At 32.5% G+C, this 22,036-nt stretch carries 20 protein-coding genes; 16 read left to right on the top strand and 4 right to left on the bottom strand.

Features of this window, described 5'->3' with window-relative positions; all coding sequences use genetic code 11:
- Positions 1-117: 117 nt before the first annotated feature.
- The 4 genes from NLG42_RS05935 to NLG42_RS05920 all read left to right on the top strand — a co-directional run bounded on the left by NLG42_RS05935 (position 118) and on the right by NLG42_RS05920 (position 4,182).
- Positions 118-1,092, top strand: coding sequence for a polyprenyl synthetase family protein (locus NLG42_RS05935; RefSeq protein WP_089059551.1), 975 nt, complete (start codon positions 118-120; stop codon positions 1,090-1,092).
- Between the two features lie 45 nt (positions 1,093-1,137).
- A complete protein-coding gene (locus NLG42_RS05930; RefSeq protein ID WP_257683251.1) occupies positions 1,138-1,491 on the top strand; it encodes a hypothetical protein in 354 nt (117 codons plus the stop codon).
- 223 nt (positions 1,492-1,714) lie between these two features.
- Positions 1,715-3,346 (top strand): phosphoethanolamine transferase, encoded by a 1,632-nt coding sequence (locus NLG42_RS05925; RefSeq protein WP_257683250.1) that lies wholly within the window; start codon positions 1,715-1,717, stop codon positions 3,344-3,346.
- Between the two features lie 311 nt (positions 3,347-3,657).
- Positions 3,658-4,182 carry a hypothetical protein gene (locus NLG42_RS05920; RefSeq protein WP_208861327.1) on the top strand — a complete coding sequence of 175 codons (525 nt, stop codon included), beginning with the start codon at positions 3,658-3,660 and terminating at the stop codon, positions 4,180-4,182.
- Positions 4,183-4,195: 13 nt separating this feature from the next.
- Here the strand turns inward: NLG42_RS05920 and NLG42_RS05915 are convergent, their stop codons facing one another.
- The gene (locus tag NLG42_RS05915; protein ID WP_089059571.1) at positions 4,196-4,747 is read right to left on the bottom strand and encodes a hypothetical protein; all 552 of its coding nucleotides are present in this window, start codon (positions 4,745-4,747) and stop codon (positions 4,196-4,198) included.
- Between the two features lie 116 nt (positions 4,748-4,863).
- Here NLG42_RS05915 and NLG42_RS05910 point away from each other — a divergent pair, with 116 nt between their 5' ends.
- The 7 genes from NLG42_RS05910 (at position 4,864) to NLG42_RS05880 (ending at position 15,069) form a co-directional block, all read left to right on the top strand.
- Positions 4,864-7,638 (top strand): 2-oxoglutarate dehydrogenase E1 component, encoded by a 2,775-nt coding sequence (locus NLG42_RS05910; RefSeq protein ID WP_257683249.1) that lies wholly within the window; start codon positions 4,864-4,866, stop codon positions 7,636-7,638.
- An 82-nt stretch (positions 7,639-7,720) separates the two neighbouring features.
- Positions 7,721-8,959: a 2-oxoglutarate dehydrogenase complex dihydrolipoyllysine-residue succinyltransferase gene (odhB, locus tag NLG42_RS05905; protein WP_089059556.1), complete on the top strand. Its 1,239-nt coding sequence runs from the start codon at positions 7,721-7,723 to the stop codon at positions 8,957-8,959.
- A 216-nt stretch (positions 8,960-9,175) separates the two neighbouring features.
- Positions 9,176-11,644 carry a TonB-dependent receptor gene (locus NLG42_RS05900; protein WP_257683248.1) on the top strand — a complete coding sequence of 823 codons (2,469 nt, stop codon included), beginning with the start codon at positions 9,176-9,178 and terminating at the stop codon, positions 11,642-11,644.
- A gap of 63 nt (positions 11,645-11,707) precedes the next feature.
- Positions 11,708-12,040: a hypothetical protein gene (locus NLG42_RS05895; RefSeq protein ID WP_089059558.1), complete on the top strand. Its 333-nt coding sequence runs from the start codon at positions 11,708-11,710 to the stop codon at positions 12,038-12,040.
- 14 nt (positions 12,041-12,054) lie between these two features.
- Positions 12,055-12,354 (top strand): hypothetical protein, encoded by a 300-nt coding sequence (locus tag NLG42_RS05890; RefSeq protein WP_089059559.1) that lies wholly within the window; start codon positions 12,055-12,057, stop codon positions 12,352-12,354.
- A 6-nt stretch (positions 12,355-12,360) separates the two neighbouring features.
- A complete protein-coding gene (locus NLG42_RS05885; RefSeq protein ID WP_257683247.1) occupies positions 12,361-13,911 on the top strand; it encodes a PepSY-associated TM helix domain-containing protein in 1,551 nt (516 codons plus the stop codon).
- Between the two features lie 54 nt (positions 13,912-13,965).
- On the top strand, positions 13,966-15,069 hold the full coding sequence (locus tag NLG42_RS05880) for a PepSY-associated TM helix domain-containing protein (RefSeq protein WP_257683246.1): 1,104 nt from the start codon (positions 13,966-13,968) through the stop codon (positions 15,067-15,069).
- A 49-nt stretch (positions 15,070-15,118) separates the two neighbouring features.
- Here NLG42_RS05880 and NLG42_RS05875 read toward each other — a convergent pair whose 3' ends face one another.
- The 3 genes from NLG42_RS05875 to NLG42_RS24410 all read right to left on the bottom strand — a co-directional run bounded on the left by NLG42_RS05875 (position 15,119) and on the right by NLG42_RS24410 (position 16,669).
- Positions 15,119-15,466, bottom strand: a complete 348-nt coding sequence (locus tag NLG42_RS05875; RefSeq protein ID WP_089059562.1) for a toxin-antitoxin system YwqK family antitoxin — start codon at positions 15,464-15,466, stop codon at positions 15,119-15,121.
- A gap of 211 nt (positions 15,467-15,677) precedes the next feature.
- The gene (locus NLG42_RS24415; RefSeq protein WP_307774314.1) at positions 15,678-16,019 is read right to left on the bottom strand and encodes a TlpA family protein disulfide reductase; all 342 of its coding nucleotides are present in this window, start codon (positions 16,017-16,019) and stop codon (positions 15,678-15,680) included.
- Positions 16,020-16,036: 17 nt separating this feature from the next.
- Positions 16,037-16,669: a hypothetical protein gene (locus NLG42_RS24410; protein ID WP_307774304.1), complete on the bottom strand. Its 633-nt coding sequence runs from the start codon at positions 16,667-16,669 to the stop codon at positions 16,037-16,039.
- A gap of 157 nt (positions 16,670-16,826) precedes the next feature.
- On the opposite strand from NLG42_RS24410, the gene aspS reads away from it, so the two are divergent.
- The 5 genes from aspS to NLG42_RS05845 all read left to right on the top strand — a co-directional run bounded on the left by aspS (position 16,827) and on the right by NLG42_RS05845 (position 21,971).
- On the top strand, positions 16,827-18,575 hold the full coding sequence (gene aspS / locus NLG42_RS05865; protein ID WP_089059564.1) for an aspartate--tRNA ligase: 1,749 nt from the start codon (positions 16,827-16,829) through the stop codon (positions 18,573-18,575).
- A gap of 7 nt (positions 18,576-18,582) precedes the next feature.
- Positions 18,583-20,445, top strand: a complete 1,863-nt coding sequence (locus tag NLG42_RS05860; RefSeq protein ID WP_257683245.1) for a hypothetical protein — start codon at positions 18,583-18,585, stop codon at positions 20,443-20,445.
- Positions 20,445-20,855: a hypothetical protein gene (locus tag NLG42_RS05855; RefSeq protein ID WP_257683244.1), complete on the top strand. Its 411-nt coding sequence runs from the start codon at positions 20,445-20,447 to the stop codon at positions 20,853-20,855. Before NLG42_RS05860 ends, NLG42_RS05855 begins: the two co-directional genes overlap by 1 nt.
- Before the next feature lie 312 nt (positions 20,856-21,167).
- Entirely contained in the window at positions 21,168-21,362 is a 195-nt protein-coding gene (locus tag NLG42_RS05850; protein WP_007137066.1) for a cold-shock protein, read from the top strand.
- Between the two features lie 243 nt (positions 21,363-21,605).
- Positions 21,606-21,971: an NADH-quinone oxidoreductase subunit A gene (locus NLG42_RS05845; RefSeq protein ID WP_089053801.1), complete on the top strand. Its 366-nt coding sequence runs from the start codon at positions 21,606-21,608 to the stop codon at positions 21,969-21,971.
- Positions 21,972-22,036 lie beyond the last annotated feature (65 nt).

The raw sequence follows: 22,036 nt of genomic DNA, 5'->3' as shown, positions 1-22,036 counted from the left end.
TTGTTAAGAATTAATACATTTAATGACAATTTTAGGCGGAAACTATACTTTTGGAATTTTAAGGCAGAAATAATTCATTAATGAATTGTATCTTTGAAGCTCATAAATTAGAATTTCATGCACGATATAAGTCAATACCAGGATTTTTTTATTGATTATTTAAAAAAACAAGACATACACAAAGAACCAGGGAATCTTTATGAACCTATTGAATACATTTTAGGACTTGGCGGTAAACGCATACGACCAGTACTGACTTTAATGGCTTCTGAAGTTTTTGACACTACTTATAAAACGGCACTTCCGGCAGCAATGGCTGTTGAAGTTTTTCATAACTTCTCGTTAGTTCATGATGACATTATGGATGATGCACCTTTGAGAAGAGGACAAATAACGGTTCATGAAAAATGGAATTTGAATACTGGAATTCTTTCTGGTGACGCGATGCTTATTTTAGCTTATCAGTATTTTGAACAATATGAACCCACTGTTTTTAGAGACTTAGCCAAACTTTTCAGCAAAACTGCGCTCGAAGTATGCGAAGGACAACAATGGGATGTTGATTTTGAAAACCGAAACGATGTTACTATTCCAGAATACCTGAAAATGATCGAATACAAAACTGCTGTTCTTGTAGCCGCAGCAATGAAAATGGGAGCAATTGTTGCCAAAACTTCAGAAAAAGAAGGTGATTTGATTTATGATTTTGGACTAAATTTAGGTTTAGCTTTTCAGCTTCAAGACGATTATCTTGATGCTTTTGGTGATCCTGAAACTTTTGGAAAACAAGTTGGCGGCGATATTATCGAGAACAAGAAAACCTATTTATACTTAAAAGCATTAGAATTCTCGACTCCCGAAAAAGGGGATGAATTACAAAAATTATTCAGCGTTCAATTAGAAGATAATTCAGAGAAAATCGAAAAAGTAAAAGCCATTTTCAACGAGTCAGGCGCCTCAAAAACGACGCAGGAAACTATCGAAATGTATACTCTTAAAGCTTTTGAAACTTTGGAAAAAATGGAAATCAGCCCAGAAAAGAAAAATGTTTTAAGAACTTTCGGAGAGAATTTAATGGATAGAAAAGTTTAGTTTTTCTTTTAAAAATCAGCAATTTAAAATCACAAATCTAATTAAATGTATATTACTCCATTAAATAGTGATTTATTATTTGAAGAAGCCCAAAAGGAATCTTTATATTTAAACTTGATTGAGCAGATCAACAAAGATTTTAATTTAGCCAATGAAGGAATCGATTTTCCGTTAAGTGTTTCTCCCGAAGAATTAAAAATTCAGCTTCACGAAAAAATCTACCGAATGATTCAGTACAAATTTGCTGAATACTTAAATCTGCTTTACATTATTGATGTTTCTGAAGACCAAATCAAAAAGCTCGACGGTTCAGATTTAGTCATTCTTGCCGAACAGGTTTCTTTTTTAATCTTAAAAAGAGAATGGCAAAAGGTTTGGTTTAGAAATTATTACAAGTAACAAATCCTTTATTTAACATCACTTTTAGTGTCTTTTTTTATATTTTCATTTGATACTAATTCTAATAAAAAACGTCCAAAAAAATGTCTAACCAGTACAAACAAAGTTGCTGGTGTTAGAAAAAAAACATTTCAAAGATTTAGTTGATTTGAGTAGATTATAATTGAGATTTAATATTATTTGTTTTCTACTTTTGAACAAAAACAGAAAAATCAAGATCTAAATGAAAAAAAAAGCCTTTTTAGTATTAGCTGTCTTTTTACTTTTAATTCCTGATTTATTATTTAACTACATAAATAATAGCTTTTTAGAAGCACTGGTTATCATATTGTCAAAAATCACAATATTCCTAATACTACTATCGCTTATCTCATTTTTAACGAAATCTTATTATCGTTCATCTATAATAGTTGGTTCTGTGTATTTATTTTCAATGCTTGGAGAAACAACAAATATTGTTGTGTTAAAACAATATTTGACGATGGACAATTTGAAGGCTCTAGTTTACACAAATACTAATGAATCTCTTGAATTCGTAAGTAATTTTAAATGGCTGTTTTTTAGCTTACTGCTTTTTTTATGTTTTATTATTTATCTCATCAAGGAAAGTAAGCGACTAAATTTGAAATTTGAAATTTCGAAAAACTTTAAAATTTTAGGAATATGCTTCTTTGTTTTGCTGATTTGTATTTTTATCAGATTAAAGAATTCTGAACAATTTGATTCTGGAAAAAATCTGTTAAAGTATTCTTTTAAACAATATATTCTTAAAGAACACCCCTTCAATTTATACTATAGAACCTATGAAGTTTTCTATTATAAAAGAAAGACAGATAACTTAAAGGAAAAACGCCATAAATTCAGCTTCCAAGTAACAAAATCAACTTCAAAAACAGAAACCCCTGACATTGTTGTCTTTGTTATTGGTGAAGGAATGAGAAGCGCTCAATGGAATTTAAATGGATATCACAGAATGACGAGTCCAGAATTAAATAAGATTAAGAATTTAATATCATATAAAAATCATTTTTCGAATGGTAATTCTACTTCAGCTTCCATTCCTTTAATCATCACAGAAGCAACTCCTGAAAATGCTAATTTGTCTTTTTCAGAAAAATCAATCCTATCTCTTTATAAAGAAGCTGGATATGAGACGAATTGGATTTCAAGTCAAAATATCTTCTATTTAGAAAATGAGAATGAGCCTGATCATATTTTTAAAATATTTGAAAAAAAATCACATACTGATTTGGATGTTTTACCAGTGCTAAAAAGTGTTGCAGCCCAGAAGTCAAAGAAAAAGAAATTTATTCTTATTAACCTAATTGGAAACCATGGAACAGTTCCTGAATCGTTTAAATTGTTTAAGCCAAATGCAGCTAATGCTATAGAAGGAATTAAAAGTAAAAATGCATTAATCAATCAGTACGATAACAAAATTTTACTACAAGACTACGTGTTGTCACAAATAATAAAATGTATTGATTTAAAGGATCAAAAAGCTTTTCTTATGTTTACAGCAGATCACGGCGTTAATTTGTATGATACAAAAAATGAAACTTTATTTGGTTATGGCTCCTCTAACCCAACAAAATATGAATTAAATATTCCAATGTTTTTTTGGGGATCGACGAATTATTGCAACATTTACAAGGATAAAATAGAACAATTAAAAGCTAATCAAACTAAAAGAACGGTTAATAATAATCTATTTTATACACTTTCAGATTTGTCGAACATAACGTATAAAGGTTTTTTGGCAAATAAAAGTTTTTGCAATAGCAAATTCAAAGAGAATGAATTTATTTCAGTTTACATGAATGGATCGTCTTTAAAATATAATTATCGAAATTAACAAAAACTTCACCTGCATCGAATTATTTTTCATCAAATATGAACTGATTAAACTGCCTTTCTGAGATTTCTTCAGTAGAACATAGTGTGTGTTTTACAAGTTTTATCCTTAAATTTAAAATCTTGATTTAAGACATAGAAATTATAAACATCGGAATGTAAAACACAAGAACTATATATTGAGCGCAATGATTTCATTAATTAAAAAATGAAGATTTGATTTAGTAATTATTACAAGTAAAACACTTGATTTTCAGACATCTTTAAATATATAAACCTTAAAAATTTCAATCATTAAATTTAAATTTACTCATGATGAATCGTTCAGACAGTGACCATAAAAACGAGTCAACAATTGAATACGGAGGTTTTTCTAAAGAAATTTTACTGCAAAAATTAAAAGAATCTCAGATCATGCTGAATAAGTTTGCTGAGATCCTTTTTTCAAATGAAAATTTTAAAACTTCTCAGGAAAAGCATTCTATTTTAGTAAAAGAAATTTCAATAAAAGAATTAGGATTTCCAAATGGCGCAACTATGCCACAAATAAAAGAACATCTAAAAAAGTTTGAATTATCAGAATGCCCGCTTGAAGCAGCGCCATATTTACGATTGACGTTACGTGATCAAAAAGAAATAATCATTCCTGACAATCAAAAAAACAAAGCACCGCTCGGTTCTCTAACCATATATTCTGAGCCTATTATTAATGATGACGATTTCCCAAAAGGATTTTATCTTAAAAAAACAGACGGTCAATTGTGGCTTAGAGGCTATATATGCTCGCAAGATTTTGTTTGGAATCCCGATGATCGATTTATATTCAAATTCCAGTAGACTCTTTGAATTTCTAGAAATAAACCCTCACAAAAGGCATAAATCCAGATCCGTAAAGACTTTTATTAGGATTGTACAAAACATCATATCGAGCACCAATGGTAACACTTCCGGTTCTGTAACCAGCACCAAGATACAAAGCAGTATTCCAATAATTATCTGAATAACTTGGTCGGTATGGAGTTGAGTCATAATCTGTATTTACCCTTACCTGCTCTAACTCTGCAGACAATTGAATTTCTGGAATCGGGTTTACAAGTGTAACTAAACTTCCTCCATAAACAAATGAATCATAATAATTTTTAGACGACAAATAACCAAATTGCAATCCTACACCAACCGATACAATCGCATTGACATTGTAAATTGCACTTGGCATTACAGAAATATCGGTATAACCAGAACCAATTCCAACACCAAGTCCGCCTCCAAATTGAACCTTGTCCCAAAAATGATTACTGTTATCTATAACATACTTCTGCTGTGCAAATGTAAAACTGGAAAACAAGACTGCTATAATCACAAAAAAAGATCTGCAATCGATTGAAAATTGAATTTTATTCATAGTTAAGTCTATTTTTAACAAATTTTTACGTAAAAGTACGTAAAAAAAAGATTTAAATAAAGGCGATTGTTGTACTTTTGCCATTCTATTTAACAAAAAGTATATTCACTGATATTATGGATAGGTTTTCATTTTTAAATGCAGCGCATACAGAGTTTTTCGCACAATTATACGATCAATATTTAGTAAACCCAGACAGCGTAGAGCCAAGCTGGAGAAGTTTTTTTCAAGGTTTTGACTTTGGACAAACGGTTTATAATGACGAAAATCCAGTTCAACAGATTGTTGAATATGTGACTAGCGGCAACGCAGACTGCAGTTTGGTTTCAGAAAAACTGCAAAAAGAATTCAACGTATTAAAATTAATTGACGGATACCGTACTCGCGGACATTTGTTTACAAAAACAAACCCTGTTCGTGACCGCAGAACTTCATCTCCAACTTTAGACATCGAAAATTTCGGATTATCAGCTACTGATCTTTCTACTGTTTTTGATGCTGCACAAACAATTGGAATGACGCCTTCTTCATTGCAGGATATCGTAAATCGTCTTCAAGCTATTTACTGCCAGCATATTGGTATTGAATATATGTATATCAGAAATCCTGGCGTTGTAAAATGGATTCAGGATAAATTATCTGTAAATGTTAATCAGCCTAATTTCTCTACAGAAGAAAAGAAAACAATCTTAAATAAATTAAATCAAGCTGTTTCTTTCGAGAACTTCCTTCATACAAAATATGTTGGACAAAAACGTTTCTCATTAGAAGGTGGAGAATCTATCATTCCTGCTTTAGATGCTTTAATCGAGCAAGCTGCTGAAAAAGGTGTTGAACAATTCGTAATGGGAATGGCTCACCGTGGTCGTTTGAACGTTTTGGCAAACATCTTCGGAAAATCGACTCAAGATATTTTTGGTGAGTTTGACGGTAAAGATTACGATCAAGAGTATTTTGACGGTGACGTAAAATACCACTTAGGTCTTACGGCTGACAAGAAAACAAGATCAGGAAAAAACATCAACATCAATTTAGCACCAAACCCTTCTCACTTAGAAACTGTTGGAGCTGTAATTGAAGGAATCACAAGAGCTAAACAAGATAAATATTATGCTGATGATTTCTCTAAAGTATTACCTATCGCTGTACACGGAGATGCGGCAATCGCAGGACAAGGAATTTTGTATGAAATCATTCAGATGGCTCAGCTTGACGGTTACAAAACTGGAGGAACAATCCATATTGTAATCAACAACCAAGTTGGTTTTACAACTAACTACTTAGATGCTCGTTCATCTACATATTGTACAGACGTTGCTAAAGTAACTTTATCTCCAGTATTACACGTAAATGCTGATGATGCTGAAGCTGTTGTACACGCTGTGTCTTTTGCATTAGATTACAGAATGCAGTTTGGACGTGACGTATTTATCGATTTATTAGGATACAGAAAATACGGTCATAACGAAGGTGATGAACCTCGTTTTACACAACCTGTTTTATATAAAATTATTGCTAAGCACAAAAACCCAAGAGACATTTACGCAGAGAAATTATTATCTGACGGCGTAATCGATGCCTCTTATGTTAATGCTTTAGAAAAAGAATACAAATCTGCTTTAGAGGAAAACTTAGAAGCTTCTCGTAAAAAAGATTTAACAATCATTACTCCATTCATGAAAAACGAATGGGAAGGATTTGTTCAGGTAACTGACACACAAATGTTAGAAAAAGTAGATACTACTTTTGATAAAAAAGGATTGGATTCTATCATCAATACAATCTCAACATTACCATCAGACAAAAAGTTTATTAACAAAATAAGCAAAATTGTTACTGACAGAAAAACAGGATATGATAACAATACACTTGATTGGGGAACAGCAGAAGCACTTGCTTACGGATCTCTTTTAACAGAAGGATTTGATGTTCGTATTTCTGGTCAAGATGTTGAAAGAGGAACTTTCTCTCACCGTCATGCTGTAGTTAAAGTTGAAGATTCTGAAGAAGAAGTAATCCTATTGAATTCTATTGAAAACAAAAAAGGAAAATTCGGCGTATTCAACTCTTTATTATCAGAGTATGGCGTTCTAGGTTTTGACTATGGGTATGCATTAGCAAATCCAAAAGCATTAACTATTTGGGAAGCACAATTTGGAGATTTCTCTAACGGAGCTCAAATTATGATTGACCAATATATTTCATGTGGTGAAGATAAATGGAACAACCAAAACGGTATTGTTTTATTATTACCTCACGGTTATGAAGGACAAGGAGCAGAGCACTCTTCTGCAAGAATGGAGCGTTACTTACAACTTTGTGCAAGACAAAACATGTATGTTGCTGACTGTACAACGCCAGCCAACTTCTTCCACTTGTTAAGAAGACAAATGAAAACCAATTTCCGTAAACCATTGGTAGTTTTCTCTCCAAAAAGTTTATTGCGTGATCCAAGATGCGTTTCTTCAGTTGAAGAATTGGCAACTGGAAGCTTCCAAGAAACAATTGACGACAATACTGTAGATAAAAAAGGTGTAAAAACATTAGTTTTTGTTACTGGTAAATTCTACTACGACATCGTTGCTGAAAGAGAAAACAACGGAAGAAATGATGTTGCAGTTGTTCGTATTGAACAATTGTTCCCATTACCAGTTGAGCAATTAAAAGCAATTATCGCGCAATATCCAAATGCTGATGATTATGTTTGGGCTCAGGAAGAACCTAAAAACATGGGAGCTTACAGCTTTATGTTAATGAACTTTGATCTTGTAAAATGGAGATTAGCGTCGTTAAAAGCTTATGCTGCTCCAGCATCTGGAAGTTATACACGTGCAAAACGTCGTCATGCAGATGCAATTAGAATGGTATTCGATAAAAATTTATTCAGATAAAAAATTAGTTTAACGTTTAAGAATTAAAGACCAGCCAAACTCTCTAAATCTTAAGCAATACAAACCTTAAACAAAAACAAAGATGATTTTAGAAATGAAAGTCCCATCACCAGGGGAATCAATAAAAGAAGTTGAAATTGCAACTTGGTTAGTAAAAGACGGAGATTATGTAGAAAAAGATCAAGCTATTGCTGAAGTTGATTCAGATAAAGCTACTCTTGAATTACCTGCTGAAATGAGCGGAGTTATCACGCTAAAAGCTGAAGAAGGTGATACAGTAGCAGTAGGCGCTGTAGTTTGTTTAATTGATACTGATGCAGCAAAACCTGCAGGTGGCGCGGCAGCGGCTCCAGCAGCTGAAGCTCCAAAAGCTGAGGCACCAAAAGCCGAAGCTCCAAAAGCGGCACCGGCTCCAGCAGCAGCTCCTGCAGCAACAAGTTATGCAGCTGGAACCCCATCTCCTGCAGCAAGAAAAATATTAGATGAAAAAAACATTGCTCCTGCAACAGTTTCTGGAACTGGAAAAGGCGGAAGAATCACTAAAGACGATGCTGTAAATGCAGTACCTTCAATGGGAACTCCAACTGGTGGAAGCCGTGGAACTGAGCGTACAAAATTATCTATGTTACGTCGTAAAGTAGCAGAAAGATTAGTTTCGGCTAAAAACGAAACTGCAATGCTTACTACTTTCAACGAAGTAAACATGACGCCAATCAACCAAATTCGTAATGAATACAAAGATGCTTTCAAAGCAAAACATGGTGGTTTAGGCTTAGGTTTCATGTCATTCTTTACAAAAGCAGTTACAAGAGCTTTACAATTATACCCAGATGTTAACTCAATGATGGATGGTGACTACAAAATTGCTTACGATTTTGCTGACATCTCAATCGCAGTATCTGGACCAAAAGGTTTAATGGTTCCTGTTGTTCGTAACGCTGAACTATTAACTTTCCGTGGAATTGAGGCTGAAATCAAAAGATTAGCTTTAAGAGCTCGTGATGGTCAAATTACTGTTGACGATATGACTGGCGGAACTTTCACAATCACAAATGGTGGTGTTTTCGGAAGTATGTTATCTACTCCAATCATCAACCCTCCACAATCAGGAATTTTAGGAATGCACAATATTATTGAGCGTCCTATTGCTGTAAACGGAAAAGTTGAAATTCACCCAATGATGTACGTTGCGCTTTCTTATGACCACAGAATTATCGATGGTCGTGAGTCTGTTGGTTTCTTAGTTGCTGTGAAAGAAGCATTAGAAAATCCATTAGAATTATTAATGAACGGAGATGCTAAACGTGCTTTAGAATTGTAATTTCATTAATTTTAAATAAAACTAAAAAGCCTGTTCATTCATTTGAACAGGCTTTTTTTCTTAATATTAGCTTAAATCTTGCTTAAGGTGTTAATTTTTTAGAGAAATGAAAATTTTAACCTTTAAAAAAGAATTAATTTAGAATAAATAAAAATAGCTTGTATAGTTGCTGATCAAGGTTTAAATTTGCGCTATTAAAATCAATTCTAAATAGTAATGAAATATAAATTCACAATTTCTCTTTTGAGCTTTTGTTTTTTTCTTCTAGCAAGCGTAACTATCTCAGCACAAGAAAAAGCAACTGTAAAAGGGAAAATCACAGTAAGCAGCGACGATTCAGCAGAAGCAATTTCAATTGCTTTAAAAGGAACTAGATTTGGGACAATTACTGATGAAAATGGTAATTATAAAATCAAAAATGTAAAGCCGGGAACATACACTTTAAAAGTTTCAGCCGTTGGATATTCTTCAACAGAGAAAAAAATAACAATTAACGCAGGCGAAGAACTGACAGCAAACTTTAATATCACCTCAAACTCTGAAGAATTAACTGAAGTTGTGGTAAATGGCAGAAAAAATCGTTTTGTTCGTAAAGAAAATCAACAAGTATCAAGATTGCCACTTAAAAATCTTGAAAACCCACAAGTTTATACGACTATTACAGGAGAAATTCTAAAAGACCAAGTTGTAACCACTTTTGATGATGCATTAAAAAATGCGCCGGGTATAACTCAGCTTTGGGCTTCAACTGGCCGTGGAGGCGATGGTGCAGGTTATTACTCTCTTAGAGGATTTGCTGTTCAGCCAACAATGGTTAATGGTTTGCCAGGTTTGACAAATGGAAGTTTGGATCCTGCGAATGTAGATCGAATTGAAATTATCAAAGGCCCTTCTGGAACTTTATTTGGAAGCAGCTTAATCTCTTATGGAGGATTAATCAACACAACAACAAAAAGACCATACAAAGGATTTGGAGGTTCATTAAACTATACTGTTGGAAGTTTCGGATTACAGCGTGTAGTTGCAGATGTCAACACTTCACTAAACGACAAAAAAAGCTTAAACTTTAGAGTTAACACCGCCTACAACAAACAAGACAGCTTTCAGGATGCAGGATTTAGAGAATCTTTTTTTATTGCTCCTTCCTTATCTTATGAAGTAAATGATAGATTGTCATTTTTAGTAAATACAGAATTCATGAGTAACGAAACAACAAACCCAACCATGTTGTTTTTAGACAGAGGAACTGCTTTAAGAGTTCACAATATCTCAGAATTAAAATATGATAACAATCGTTCTTACACAAGTAACGAGCTTACCATAAAAACACCTTCATACAACATACAAGCTCAGATGAATTATAAAATTTCTGATCAATGGAATTCACAAACTATCTTTTCATCAAGCTCTTCTAAATCAACAGGAAACTACGCTTACTTATATGAAGGAACACAATACTTCCCAAAAATTACAGAAGGAATTGTTTTAAATAGATTCTTCAACTATCAAGATAACAGAAATCTAACTACTGATATTCAGCAAAATTTTATTGGTGACTTCAAAATTGGGAATTTAAGAAACAGACTTGTTGTAGGTTTTGATTATTTCAAAAGAACAATGACGGATCACAACTCAGGATACTTTGGTAATGGCTCTGTTTACATTGGAGATGACTTAGCTTCATTCAATGCTATTTTTGGTCCTTCAAACGGAGACACAGGAGTTCTAACAAAAGCGGCATCTGATGCAATTGTTGGAGACAGCCCAAGAAATAACAACAGAACAAAACAAGAAGTTTATAGTGCCTATTTCTCGAATGTAATCAACTTTACGCCTGCTTTATCGGCAATGGTAAGTTTGCGTGCTGACCGTTTTATCAATTCTGGCGATATAAGTACAGATGCTGACAATTACAATCAAACTGCTTTTTCACCAAAATTTGGGTTGGTTTACCAGCCTATTATTGATAAAGTTTCTGTATTTGCCAATTACATGAATGGTTTCGCTAATGTTGCTCCGGGTTCAGATCGTTTTGAAGGAGTTTCAACTCCAAGAACTTTTGATCCAGAACAAGCTAATCAATTTGAAGCAGGAACAAAATTGAATCTTTTTAAAGATAAACTTTATGCTACCTTCAGCTATTATGATATTAAAGTTTCTGATCAGGTTTATGTTATAGAAACGCCAAGCTCAAATCCAAAAACCATTCCGAACAATCAAACATCTTATCAAAATGGAGCACAGCACAATAAAGGTTTTGAAGCTGAAATCGTTTCAAACCCAATAACTGGATTAAACATTGTTTTTGGATACAGTTATAATGATGCTTTATTAACTGCTGGAGATCCTGATTTTGTTGGTTTCAGACCAGAAAGTTCTGGACCTCAAAACTTGGCAAACCTTTGGGCTAGTTATAAATTTACTCAAGGTTTATTAAGAGGATTTGGAGTAGGATTTGGAGGGAATTATGTTGGCGATAATAAAATAGTTAACAGAGCAACTACAGGAACATTTACAATTCCTGCATATACAGTCTTAAACTCTTCTATTTTCTATAACACAGAAAAATTCAACATTACGTTTAAAGTAAACAATATCGCAAACGAGGAAATTTACGATGGATGGTCAACGATTCATCCAAAAGATCCTAGAGCTTTTGCGGCAAGTTTTACTTATAAATTCTAATGAAAACAACAAAAAACACCTTTCTCTACGATATAGAAAGGTGTTTTTAAATTCTATAAAATTATGATAACATTAGCCAGTCTCATTGTTTTTTTAGCATTTTATACTTTGTATTACACCTCAAAAAGAGCTGTTTTATCTTATGATTTTGGTTTTGAAAAATGGATGAAAAACAATCCAAAACAAACTAAAATTACCGGATTACTTCTTTTAACAACGGCTTATGCAATGTGGCTTTTTACGCAATCACTATGCTGCGGAACTTTGATGTTTTTTATTCAATTAATGACAATTGGAAGCCTGATTATCATTCTTGCTCCATTAAAAAAAGTAAACAGCAAAGTGCTTCTGGCTGTTTTAATTATTATAGCTCTTCTTGAATTTTATTACAACTAAACCATAACCAATCAATGCCAGCAAATTCAAAATATTTAACTCCCGCATTTTGGCCTCGTTTTGCCAAAATAACCGCAGCAATACTTGGCGGTTATCTTGTTTCTACAACATTTCATTTAGCATTAGCATCATGGTTCAATCGCCCTGAAGTATTAATGACAATGGCTTTCAGCGGATTCATACTTTGGGTTATTTTAATGGTTATTGCGTTTTTAGCGAAAAGCGGATGGAAAATCTGGGGGATTTACATTTTACTTTCCTTAGTTTTTTCTCTACTCATTTATCTTGGTCAAACCTATAATCCAGCAGTGTAATTACCCATGAACAATCGTCATTATAATATCTATTTTCATACACATACTGTCAGTGGTATTGTGATCAGCGTTGTACTTTTTGTGATCTTTTTTGCAGGATCGTTTTCTTTTTTTAGAGATGAAATCATCAATTGGGAAAGAAGTGAATCTACTGCTATTACTAGAGAAATCAAATTAGATTACAATAGCGCATTAGAAAATCTTGACAAAAAACACGTTTTACACGGAAGAAATATTACCATATCTAAACCATCTGTTGAAAATAGAGTTGCGGTTTATATGGAAGGTACCAAAGATACTTTGGCTCCAGCCAAACAAAAAGAAGGATCATTCTTTTATCTGAATACTAAAAACTTTAAATCATTTACTTATGAAGAATCGTATTCATTAGGAGAATTTTTATACCGCCTACATTTCTTGGCGCAGATTCCTTATCCAGTTGGCTACTATCTTTCTGGTTTTACCGCCTTGTTTTTCTTATTTGCAATCATAACTGGACTTTTACTTCATTGGAACAAAATTGTCTCTAACTTTTACATTTTCCGTCCAAAAGAAAAATTAAAAACATTATGGACAGATGCTCATACAGCGTTGGGAATGATTGGACTTCCGTTTCAATTTGTTTATGCTGTAACTGGTGCTTTTTTTATGATTAAACTTCTAATTGTAGCGCCCGCCGTAATGGCATTATACAAAGGAGATCAAGATAAATTATATAAAGAATTAGAATACAACGATCCTGATTATAAATTTGATAATAAAAAATTAGCTGCTCCTTTTGACATCAATAAACTAGTTGCTAAAGCAAAAAACAACTGGTCTGATTTTGAAATCACACGAGTTTTTATTCAAAACTACGGCGATGTAAACATGCACGTTTTAGTAGAAGGTGAATTACCAAGTCATAAAAAATTTACCGGAATTGGAAAAGTTGTTTACCGTATTTCTGACAGAAAGGAAATCGCTAGAAAAAATCCAATTACACAAACCAGCTACATTAGTATTGTTAAAAATGTTTTGTACCGAATTCATTTTGGTGACTACGGAGGTTATGCCTTAAAAATAGTAAGCTTTGTTTTAGGAATCATAACCTGTTTTGTAATTATTTCGGGAGTCATGATTTGGTTAGTAGCCAGACAAAAAAATAATTTACCTGAAAAGAAAAGACGTTTTAACGCTGCTGTTGTTCGTATCTATCTCGCTATTTGCTTAAGCATGTATCCAATCACTGCGCTTGCGTTTATCGTGGCAAAAGTTTTTTATCCATTAACTCAAGATAACCTTTATCTACTTTATTTTGGAGGATGGCTATTGCTTACTATATTTTTTATTATCAAAAAGAATGATGCTTTCACCAATAAATCATGCCTTATTTCAGGAAGTATTTTAGGGTTTTTAATTCCAATTACAAACGGAATTATTTCTGGAAATTGGTTTTGGAATTCGTTTATGGAAAACAAAATCCAAATCTTTTTCATTGATGCTTTCTGGATTGTTTTAGCTTCCATAACTCTTTATACGGCTTATCATTTAAAACCTAAAAAAATCGTTTCTTAATAATAATTTGTCTCCTATAGATTTTGCGTATACTTTTACGTTTTTAATCAAAAAATGGGATTTACGAAACAAATACGTTTTTTACATAAATGGCTCGGATTAATTTCCGGGCTTATTGTTTTTGTAGTTTGTATCACCGGATGCATTTTTTGTTTCCATGATGAAATAAAAGACATTACTCGTAAAGAATGGCGTTTTGTTGAACCGCAGAATAAACCTTTTTTGATGCCGTCGGTTTTGCAGCAAAAAGCAACAGAAATTGTCCCGAAAAACAAATCGAGCATGGTTTCTTACTACGGAAAAAATCGCTCAGCTATTGTTTATACGTATTCTGACACCGAAAATTTATACCTCTATTTTAATCCATACACTGGTCAATACTTAAAAACTGAGAACCCAAAAACGGACTTTTTTATTATTGTCGAGCACATTCATTTATACCTATTACTGCCCGATTATATTGGAAAACATATTATAGGCGGTTCGACAATTATTTTTATTCTGCTATTAATTTCTGGAATAATTCAGTGGTGGCCAAAACGAAAAAGTGATATTAAAAGAAGTTTTACGGTAAAATGGTCTGCAAAATGGCGTCGTGTTAATTATGACTGGCACAATACATCTGGTTTTTATATTGCAGTGATCGCTTTTATTCTTGCGATAACCGGCTTAACATTTACCTACGAATGGGTTGGCGACGGAATATACAAAACCTTTAATTTTGGAGGTGACAAAGAAATTGAAACAAAAGCACCAACAATCGATGCAACAAAATTTAACTCCAATTCAATCACAGCTGTCGATCATGCTTTTATTAAAACCCTAAAAATGCAGCCAAATGCCGAAATGCTCTTTGTAACATTTCCACAGCAAAAAGGTGACCTCATTAATACAGGAGCATATCCGCATACATTAAGATACGATCATCAAAGTAATTATTATTTTCATCCTTATGATGGAAAATTAATTCAAAGCGATCCGTATCATTCAAAAAGTTTAGGACTAAAAGTTGTCGAAATGAATTATGGTATACATACAGGACAAGTCTTAGATTTACCTGGAAAAATCCTCGCTTTTAGCGTCAGCCTAATTGCTTCAGCACTTCCTGTAACAGGATTTGTAATTTGGTTTGGAAGAAGAAAAAAATCTAAGAAATAAAAAAACCGCTTACAATAAGCGGTTTCTCTATAAATTGTTCGAAACTAAATTAGTTTCTATTTGCTAAAGCATTTTTCTGTAAGTTTTTAACTGAGCTTACTTTATTGTCAACATAAGCAACTTCGCTTAAATTGTTTTCATTAAAGAAAATCCATTTTCCAGTTTTCACTCCGTCTGTGTATTCTCCAACGGTTTTTTTATGTCCTTTTTCGTCATAAGATACCCAAACACCGTCTAATTTACCATCCTTAAAGAAGCCTTCTTGTTGAACATTACCATTATCATAATAATAAACAGCTTTAACCTTGTTCCCAACAACTTCTAATTCTGGTTTTGCTTCCTGTGCAACTAATATTCCAGAGAACAATAGTGCCGCTAAAATTATACTCTTTTTCATATCTTTAGGTATTAATGTTTTAGAAATCTTTATCAAATATACCTATTTGTTTACATTAAAAAAACTTTTACTTAACAATTTGGTAACATTGAATGAAAACTTAACATTGGAATTTTGCCTAAAACAAAAAAACCAGCGCTTAAGCACTGGTTTTACTAATATTTTAATCAAAAACTAAAATTACGATAACGATGTAAATTTAATCCTTAAATTAGTTTAATAACGAATCTAATTGCTTTTGAAGATCTGGAGATGAAGGTCTTTCTGCATCAGAACTTACAATATTTCCTTTTGGATCAATCAAAATAAATCTTGGAATTCCCATTACACCATAATTAACAACAAATTCAGATTCCCAATCCTTGTCAGCAAACAATTGTACACCTCCAAGATTTTTATCTGCTACAAACTTTTTCCATTTTTCATTGTCTTTTGCTTTATCGATAGAAATACTCACAAACTCAATGTTTTTTCCATGGTATTTCTCTTCAATTTTTTGCAGGTAAGGAATTTCGGCTCTGCAAGGTGCACACCAAGTAGCCCAAAGATCAATATAAACATACTTCCCTTTTAAATCAGAAGTTTTGTTTTTCCTCCCTTATAATTGTCATAATCAAACTCTGGCGAAGGCTTTCCGTTAAGTTTATTTGCTTTTGCTGTTCTTTCGTAATTCTCAACTGCGAATTGATTAAAACGCTCAAAATTACTTTTCATTGCAGTAACAAATTCTGGATCAAAATTTCCTTTCTCTAAACTTTCGACATCAGTCTTTTTCTTAGCCTCTAATATTGCTGCAAATTCAGCAGGTTCTTTAGAGAAAGCTTGCTCTAGTTTTTCATTTCTTAAAGCTTGTTGTGCTAAAAAATTACTCTCCTCAACACCTTTACCGCTGAAAGCAATAGTTTCATCAAACTCTTTGGCATTCATCGTTAAGTTTACCACAGAATTTGGTTTCAAATACAATCTAGAAGATTCTACTCCGTCAGAAAACACATAAAATCCTTTTGGCGCATCAAAAGAAGCCGCAAAAGTTTCCTTTTTGTTAATCGGAATAACTTGTTTAAAATTATCTTTTCCTCTAATGACAAGAGTGTCACTATTTCTATTCGCAATTTTGGCTGTAAATTTTATTTGATTTTTAGATTGTCCAACAACACTTAAAGTGGCAAATACCAACAGACCAGTAACAAAAAGTTTTTTCATAGATATTTATATTTGTTTTTAGTGATTCAAATCTAAAGAAATTACTGCTTCCAAATTTTAGAATTAACAAAATATTTAAAATTTATAAGCATCAAGTTATCACTTTACTATATTATTTTGTTTTTTGTGTTTACTTTTGCAATCTAAAATTGAGATCATGTATAGAAGTCATAATTGCGGCGAATTAAACGCTTCAAATATTAATACCGAAGTTACACTTGCGGGCTGGGTTCAAAAATCACGCGATAAAGGATTTATGAATTGGGTCGATCTACGCGACCGTTATGGAATCACACAACTTATTTTTGACGAAGTTCGTACCGATAAAACCGTTTTTGAATTAGCTAAAACTCTTGGCCGCGAATTTGTAATTCAGGTAAAAGGAACTGTTATTGAGCGTGAAGCCAAAAATAAAAACATTCCGACTGGTGAAATTGAAATTTTAGTTTCTGAATTAACGATCTTAAACTCTGCTTTAACGCCTCCATTTACTATCGAAGATGAAACAGACGGTGGAGAAGATATCAGAATGAAATACCGTTATTTAGACATCAGAAGAAATCCTGTAAAAAACAGCTTATTATTTCGTCATAAAGTAGCAATGGAAGTTCGTAAATATCTATCTGATTTAGATTTCTGCGAAGTTGAAACACCTTACTTAATCAAATCTACTCCAGAAGGAGCAAGAGATTTCGTGGTTCCAAGTCGTATGAACGAAGGACAATTTTATGCATTGCCGCAATCGCCGCAAACTTTCAAACAATTATTGATGGTAGGTGGAATGGATAAATATTTCCAGATTGTAAAATGTTTCCGTGACGAAGATTTACGTGCAGACCGTCAGCCTGAGTTTACTCAAATTGACTGCGAAATGGCATTTGTTGAACAAGAAGACATTTTGAATGTTTTTGAAGGTTTGACAAGACATTTATTAAAAGAGATCAAAGGCATTGAAGTAGAAAAATTCCCAAGAATTACCTACGATTATGCTATGAAAACATACGGAAATGACAAACCAGACATTCGTTTTGGAATGAAGTTTGGCGAATTAAACGAATTTGCACAACATAAAGAATTCCCTGTTTTCAATGCAGCTGAATTAGTAGTGGGAATTGCTGTTCCTGGAGCGGGAAATTATACCCGTAAAGAAATTGACGGATTAATTGACTGGGTAAAACGTCCACAAGTTGGAGCATCAGGAATGGTGTATGTAAAATGCAATGAAGATGGAACTTTCAAATCATCTGTAGATAAATTCTACGATCAAGATGATTTAACAAACTGGGCAAAAGCAACAGAAGCAAATCCTGGAGATATGATTTTTGTACTTTCTGGTCCAGCAAACAAAACTCGCGCTCAGCTTTCAGCACTTCGTATGGAATTAGCAACTCGTTTAGGTTTACGTAAACCTGAAGAATTTGCTCCATTATGGGTTGTAGATTTTCCATTATTGGAACTTGACGAAGAAAGCGGTCGTTACCACGCAATGCACCACCCATTTACATCTCCAAAACCAGAAGATATGGCTTTGTTAGAAACAGAACCAGGAAAAGTTCGTGCAAATGCATACGATATGGTTTTAAACGGAAACGAAATTGGAGGAGGCTCTATTCGTATTCACGATAAAGCGACACAGCAGTTAATGTTTAAATATTTAGGATTTACTGAAGAAGAAGCAAAAGCTCAATTTGGTTTCTTAATGGATGCTTTTCAATTTGGAGCACCGCCTCACGGAGGTTTAGCTTTTGGATTGGATAGATTGGTTGCTATTTTAGGAGGTCAAGAAACAATTAGAGATTTTATCGCCTTCCCTAAGAATAATTCAGGACGTGATGTTATGATCGATGCTCCTGCAGCAATTGATGACGCACAATTGAAAGAGCTTTCAATTAAATTAGACCTTTAAATAAACAATGATTAAAAAAATCTTTTTACTGCTTTTTGTTGTAAACTGTTTTGCACAAAGCCCAAAACAAGTCTTATATTCATTTTATGATTGGAAATATCCTAAAGTAAAAATAGAAAGCAATAAAATAGGTGTTATCATAGAAGATCCCACAGAACGCAGCTTAATAGACAATCAAGTCTCCGCCTATGCGATTCGCAATCTTAGTTTAAGAAATTTAGAAATAGTCGCTCCAACACAGAGCGACTATTTGTTATTTATACAACCCATCAGCACGTATCTTGATACTAAAACTGAAAAAATAACCAATGGTAATGACATTAGTTATATTGGACAAATCATCTTTACTTCAAAATTAAATTTTACAATAAAACGAAAAAACGAAGTTGTTTATACTAAAGATTTTAACTCCTCTCAAGTTATTTCGGAGGTAAGTGCTTACAACAACTTCAGTATTAAAACGGAAGAAATTGCAAACAATCAAATACAATTGCTTCTTAAAAATTCGAGCGGAACGATTAACCAAAATTGTTACGACCTTTATAACAAGGATGTTTTGTATAATTTTTTCAAAGAAATTAAAGAAACTATTGATTTTACCAGAATTGAAGAAACCCTTCCTTTATACAAATTCAAAGACGATGATCTTGACCAAATAAACCAATCTGTGGACTCTTTTGAATTTACCCGAAATTTAGAAGACACTGATGAGAACTATCTTAAAATAAAAAACCTCCTTGCGGAAAAAATAAAATTTTGGGAAAGCGAAGTTTCCAAATATGATGTAAACGATAAAAAAACCAAAAAAATTTATTGGGCTTTAATGGCAAACATTTCAACCAGCTACTATGCTTTGGGAGATAATGCAAAAGCTATTGAGTTTAAAGACAAAGCACTACTTGTTGATTACAACAAAAACTATCGCTATTTAGCCGAAATGCCAGAGAAAAAAATCAAGAATATGGCTTTCTTATTGAATACAGAAGGCAAACCTTTTATTGATTTTGAAAAAAATGATTTTTCGAAAAAACAAAACTTTGACGCTGTTTACTTCACAAATAAAAAAAGCAAACTTCTTATTAACAGCAACGTTTCAGAACAAGAATTGGCTATCAAAAAAAATCGTATTGAAGTTATTTATAACGTTTTGGCGTGTTCCAAATTCTATGACTTTTTAGTAAGTGTAACTAACGATTTTAACGAAAAAGAACAAGATAAAAGCCTATTTTTTAAAAACACAGACGCTTATTTTTTCAAATTAACAAAACGCTACGATGACTTAAGCAAAGAATTACTTGTTGCCGATTTGAAAAATTTTAATGTAGATGAAAAAAAAACTATCCTGAAAATATCTAATAGTATCCACGATTTAACAGATGTATTATATAACAGATTAAAAGTATCTACTATTGATAACAAAGAATCTGAGTTAGCACAACTTGTACGTGAATTAAATAAGCTTTTTATACAACAAGCAGGAATTCTTACTGATTATGGGAGAAGCAGTAAAAAGCAAGATCTTCAAGACTTGACTAATATGGTCTTAATTAGCCAAAATAGAGTACTTTTAGACCTTCCTTATTTAGGTTTTCTAGCAGACGAACTTACTACAGAAGACCACAGTCAATACAAAGAACATCCAAAAATTTACCAATCTCTTTTTAAACAGTATAAAAAGACCTTCAACAATTTGATGGGAAGTACTATTTTAAAAAATCTTCATGAGAAAGAAACCATTAAATTTGATGAAATTATAAATTCATTCTACATGCCGCTTTCCAGAGAAAAAATCGAGAACATTAATACAAAATTTAAAAATCAATATAACAGCCAATCCATCTTAAGAATATTAATGTTATTCTCTAAGTAATGAAAAAAATAATACCCTTTTTAACCTGCCTTGCTTTTTGTAATTGCATATCAGTACCAAATCCGCCAGCAAAAAACATTGCTTTTGAAAAACAACAAGCTGACGATCAAGAAAGAGACTTTAATTTACAGGTCAAAACTATTTGCTTTTCTGAGAAAAACACAAACAAAGAAATTGAAATTGAATATGAACTAAAAAACAACTCTAAATTGACCGTTTTTGATCATAAATTAAAAACTTATAAATTGTTTTTTATCGTCAAAATGACAGACGGAAGAGAAATTGCAAAAGAAAAAACAATTTGGTCTATAATCCCTCCAAATACAGCAATAATCGAAAAAGAAAAAATATATGTCTCTGACTATATTGTTCAATCTTGTTCAACTCATATTTATACAAAATACAAATAGCTTAAAATTATTAGAATAAGGCTGTATTTTTTTTTTAACCACTAAATATTTCTCTTTTTTACTTTTCAAAAAAGAGAAAAAACATACTTAAAAATATAATTTATTAAAATTTCAAATTCCTACAATCGGCTCGTTTTTATATTCCTACAATTAATGATTCTCAAATTATGGCATTTCATATAAAATTTGATGCAATAAACCACGTAAAAACACTGGAAATCAATAATTTTTACAAAAATTTAACACCCTAATGTCTTTTGTATGAATTTATATATTACATTTGCTTTATTATAAATTATTATTACAATTACAATGCGTACAGGTACAGTAAAATTTTTCAATGAATCTAAAGGTTATGGGTTCATTACAGACGAAGAAACAGGAAAGGACATCTTCGTTCACGCTTCAGGAATTAACGCGGAAGAATTACGCGAAGGTGACCGTGTAAGCTATGAAGAAGAAGAAGGAAGAAAAGGGAAAGTTGCTGCTAAAGTAGCAGTAATCTAAGAAAAATATAGCAATTTATTTTTTTTGCCTCTGAATGGTTTTAAAAACGTTTCGATTAATTTCGAAACGTTTTTTTTTGCTCATTTCTTAAAAAAATATTAAAATTTTAAGACCTTATTTATAATCAATAAAAATTACACCCAAACGTTGTTGCATTGCGTACTTATGTCACCCTTTAGTTTGTGATTTACGTCATTGAAAGTTATCTTTGTGGCTTATTCTTTAAGTAAAAAAGCTAAGCTTATGCAATCTGATCAATACAGTTACATTCCTATCTTAATGCAGTTCATTCTAGCTGTTGGTTTTGTTGTAGGAACAATCATTATTTCTGGAAAATTAGGCCCAAAAAGAACCTCTGAAGTTAAAGATAAAAACTTCGAGTGCGGGATCGAATCTGTTGGTAATGCACGTATTCCTTTTTCAGTAAAATATTTCCTAGTTGCCATCCTGTTTGTATTGTTTGACGTAGAGGTAATTTTCCTTTATCCTTGGGCAGTAAATTTTAAAGAACTTGGTATTGAAGGAATGTTGAAAATGATTGTTTTTATGTCACTGCTTTTAGTTGGTTTTTTCTACATCATCAAAAAGAAAGCTTTAGACTGGGAATAAGGAAATTTTAGATTTCAGATTTTAGTCCCGGTAGCTGTCGGAATAGATTTGAAAAATAAATTCTT

The organism is Flavobacterium plurextorum, from assembly GCF_024638035.1.
Taxonomy (GTDB): domain Bacteria; phylum Bacteroidota; class Bacteroidia; order Flavobacteriales; family Flavobacteriaceae; genus Flavobacterium; species Flavobacterium plurextorum.
Note: the sequence above shows the minus strand (reverse complement) of the source record. Positions and strands in the feature narration are given on the sequence as shown.

Coding starts and splice junctions, on each gene's coding strand:
- NLG42_RS05895 (WP_089059558.1), top strand. CDS start 11,708: ATGATAACATTAGCCAGTCTCATTGTTTTTTTAGCATTTTATACTTTG.
- NLG42_RS05845 (WP_089053801.1), top strand. CDS start 21,606: ATGCAATCTGATCAATACAGTTACATTCCTATCTTAATGCAGTTCATT.
- NLG42_RS05850 (WP_007137066.1), top strand. CDS start 21,168: ATGCGTACAGGTACAGTAAAATTTTTCAATGAATCTAAAGGTTATGGG.
- NLG42_RS05930 (WP_257683251.1), top strand. CDS start 1,138: ATGTATATTACTCCATTAAATAGTGATTTATTATTTGAAGAAGCCCAA.
- NLG42_RS05900 (WP_257683248.1), top strand. CDS start 9,176: ATGAAATATAAATTCACAATTTCTCTTTTGAGCTTTTGTTTTTTTCTT.
- NLG42_RS24410 (WP_307774304.1), bottom strand. CDS start 16,669: ATGAAAAAACTTTTTGTTACTGGTCTGTTGGTATTTGCCACTTTAAGT.
- NLG42_RS05915 (WP_089059571.1), bottom strand. CDS start 4,747: ATGAATAAAATTCAATTTTCAATCGATTGCAGATCTTTTTTTGTGATT.
- NLG42_RS05885 (WP_257683247.1), top strand. CDS start 12,361: ATGAACAATCGTCATTATAATATCTATTTTCATACACATACTGTCAGT.
- NLG42_RS05875 (WP_089059562.1), bottom strand. CDS start 15,466: ATGAAAAAGAGTATAATTTTAGCGGCACTATTGTTCTCTGGAATATTA.
- NLG42_RS05890 (WP_089059559.1), top strand. CDS start 12,055: ATGCCAGCAAATTCAAAATATTTAACTCCCGCATTTTGGCCTCGTTTT.
- NLG42_RS05910 (WP_257683249.1), top strand. CDS start 4,864: ATGGATAGGTTTTCATTTTTAAATGCAGCGCATACAGAGTTTTTCGCA.
- NLG42_RS05880 (WP_257683246.1), top strand. CDS start 13,966: ATGGGATTTACGAAACAAATACGTTTTTTACATAAATGGCTCGGATTA.
- NLG42_RS05920 (WP_208861327.1), top strand. CDS start 3,658: ATGATGAATCGTTCAGACAGTGACCATAAAAACGAGTCAACAATTGAA.
- NLG42_RS05925 (WP_257683250.1), top strand. CDS start 1,715: ATGAAAAAAAAAGCCTTTTTAGTATTAGCTGTCTTTTTACTTTTAATT.
- NLG42_RS05855 (WP_257683244.1), top strand. CDS start 20,445: ATGAAAAAAATAATACCCTTTTTAACCTGCCTTGCTTTTTGTAATTGC.
- NLG42_RS05860 (WP_257683245.1), top strand. CDS start 18,583: ATGATTAAAAAAATCTTTTTACTGCTTTTTGTTGTAAACTGTTTTGCA.
- aspS (WP_089059564.1), top strand. CDS start 16,827: ATGTATAGAAGTCATAATTGCGGCGAATTAAACGCTTCAAATATTAAT.
- NLG42_RS05935 (WP_089059551.1), top strand. CDS start 118: ATGCACGATATAAGTCAATACCAGGATTTTTTTATTGATTATTTAAAA.
- odhB (WP_089059556.1), top strand. CDS start 7,721: ATGATTTTAGAAATGAAAGTCCCATCACCAGGGGAATCAATAAAAGAA.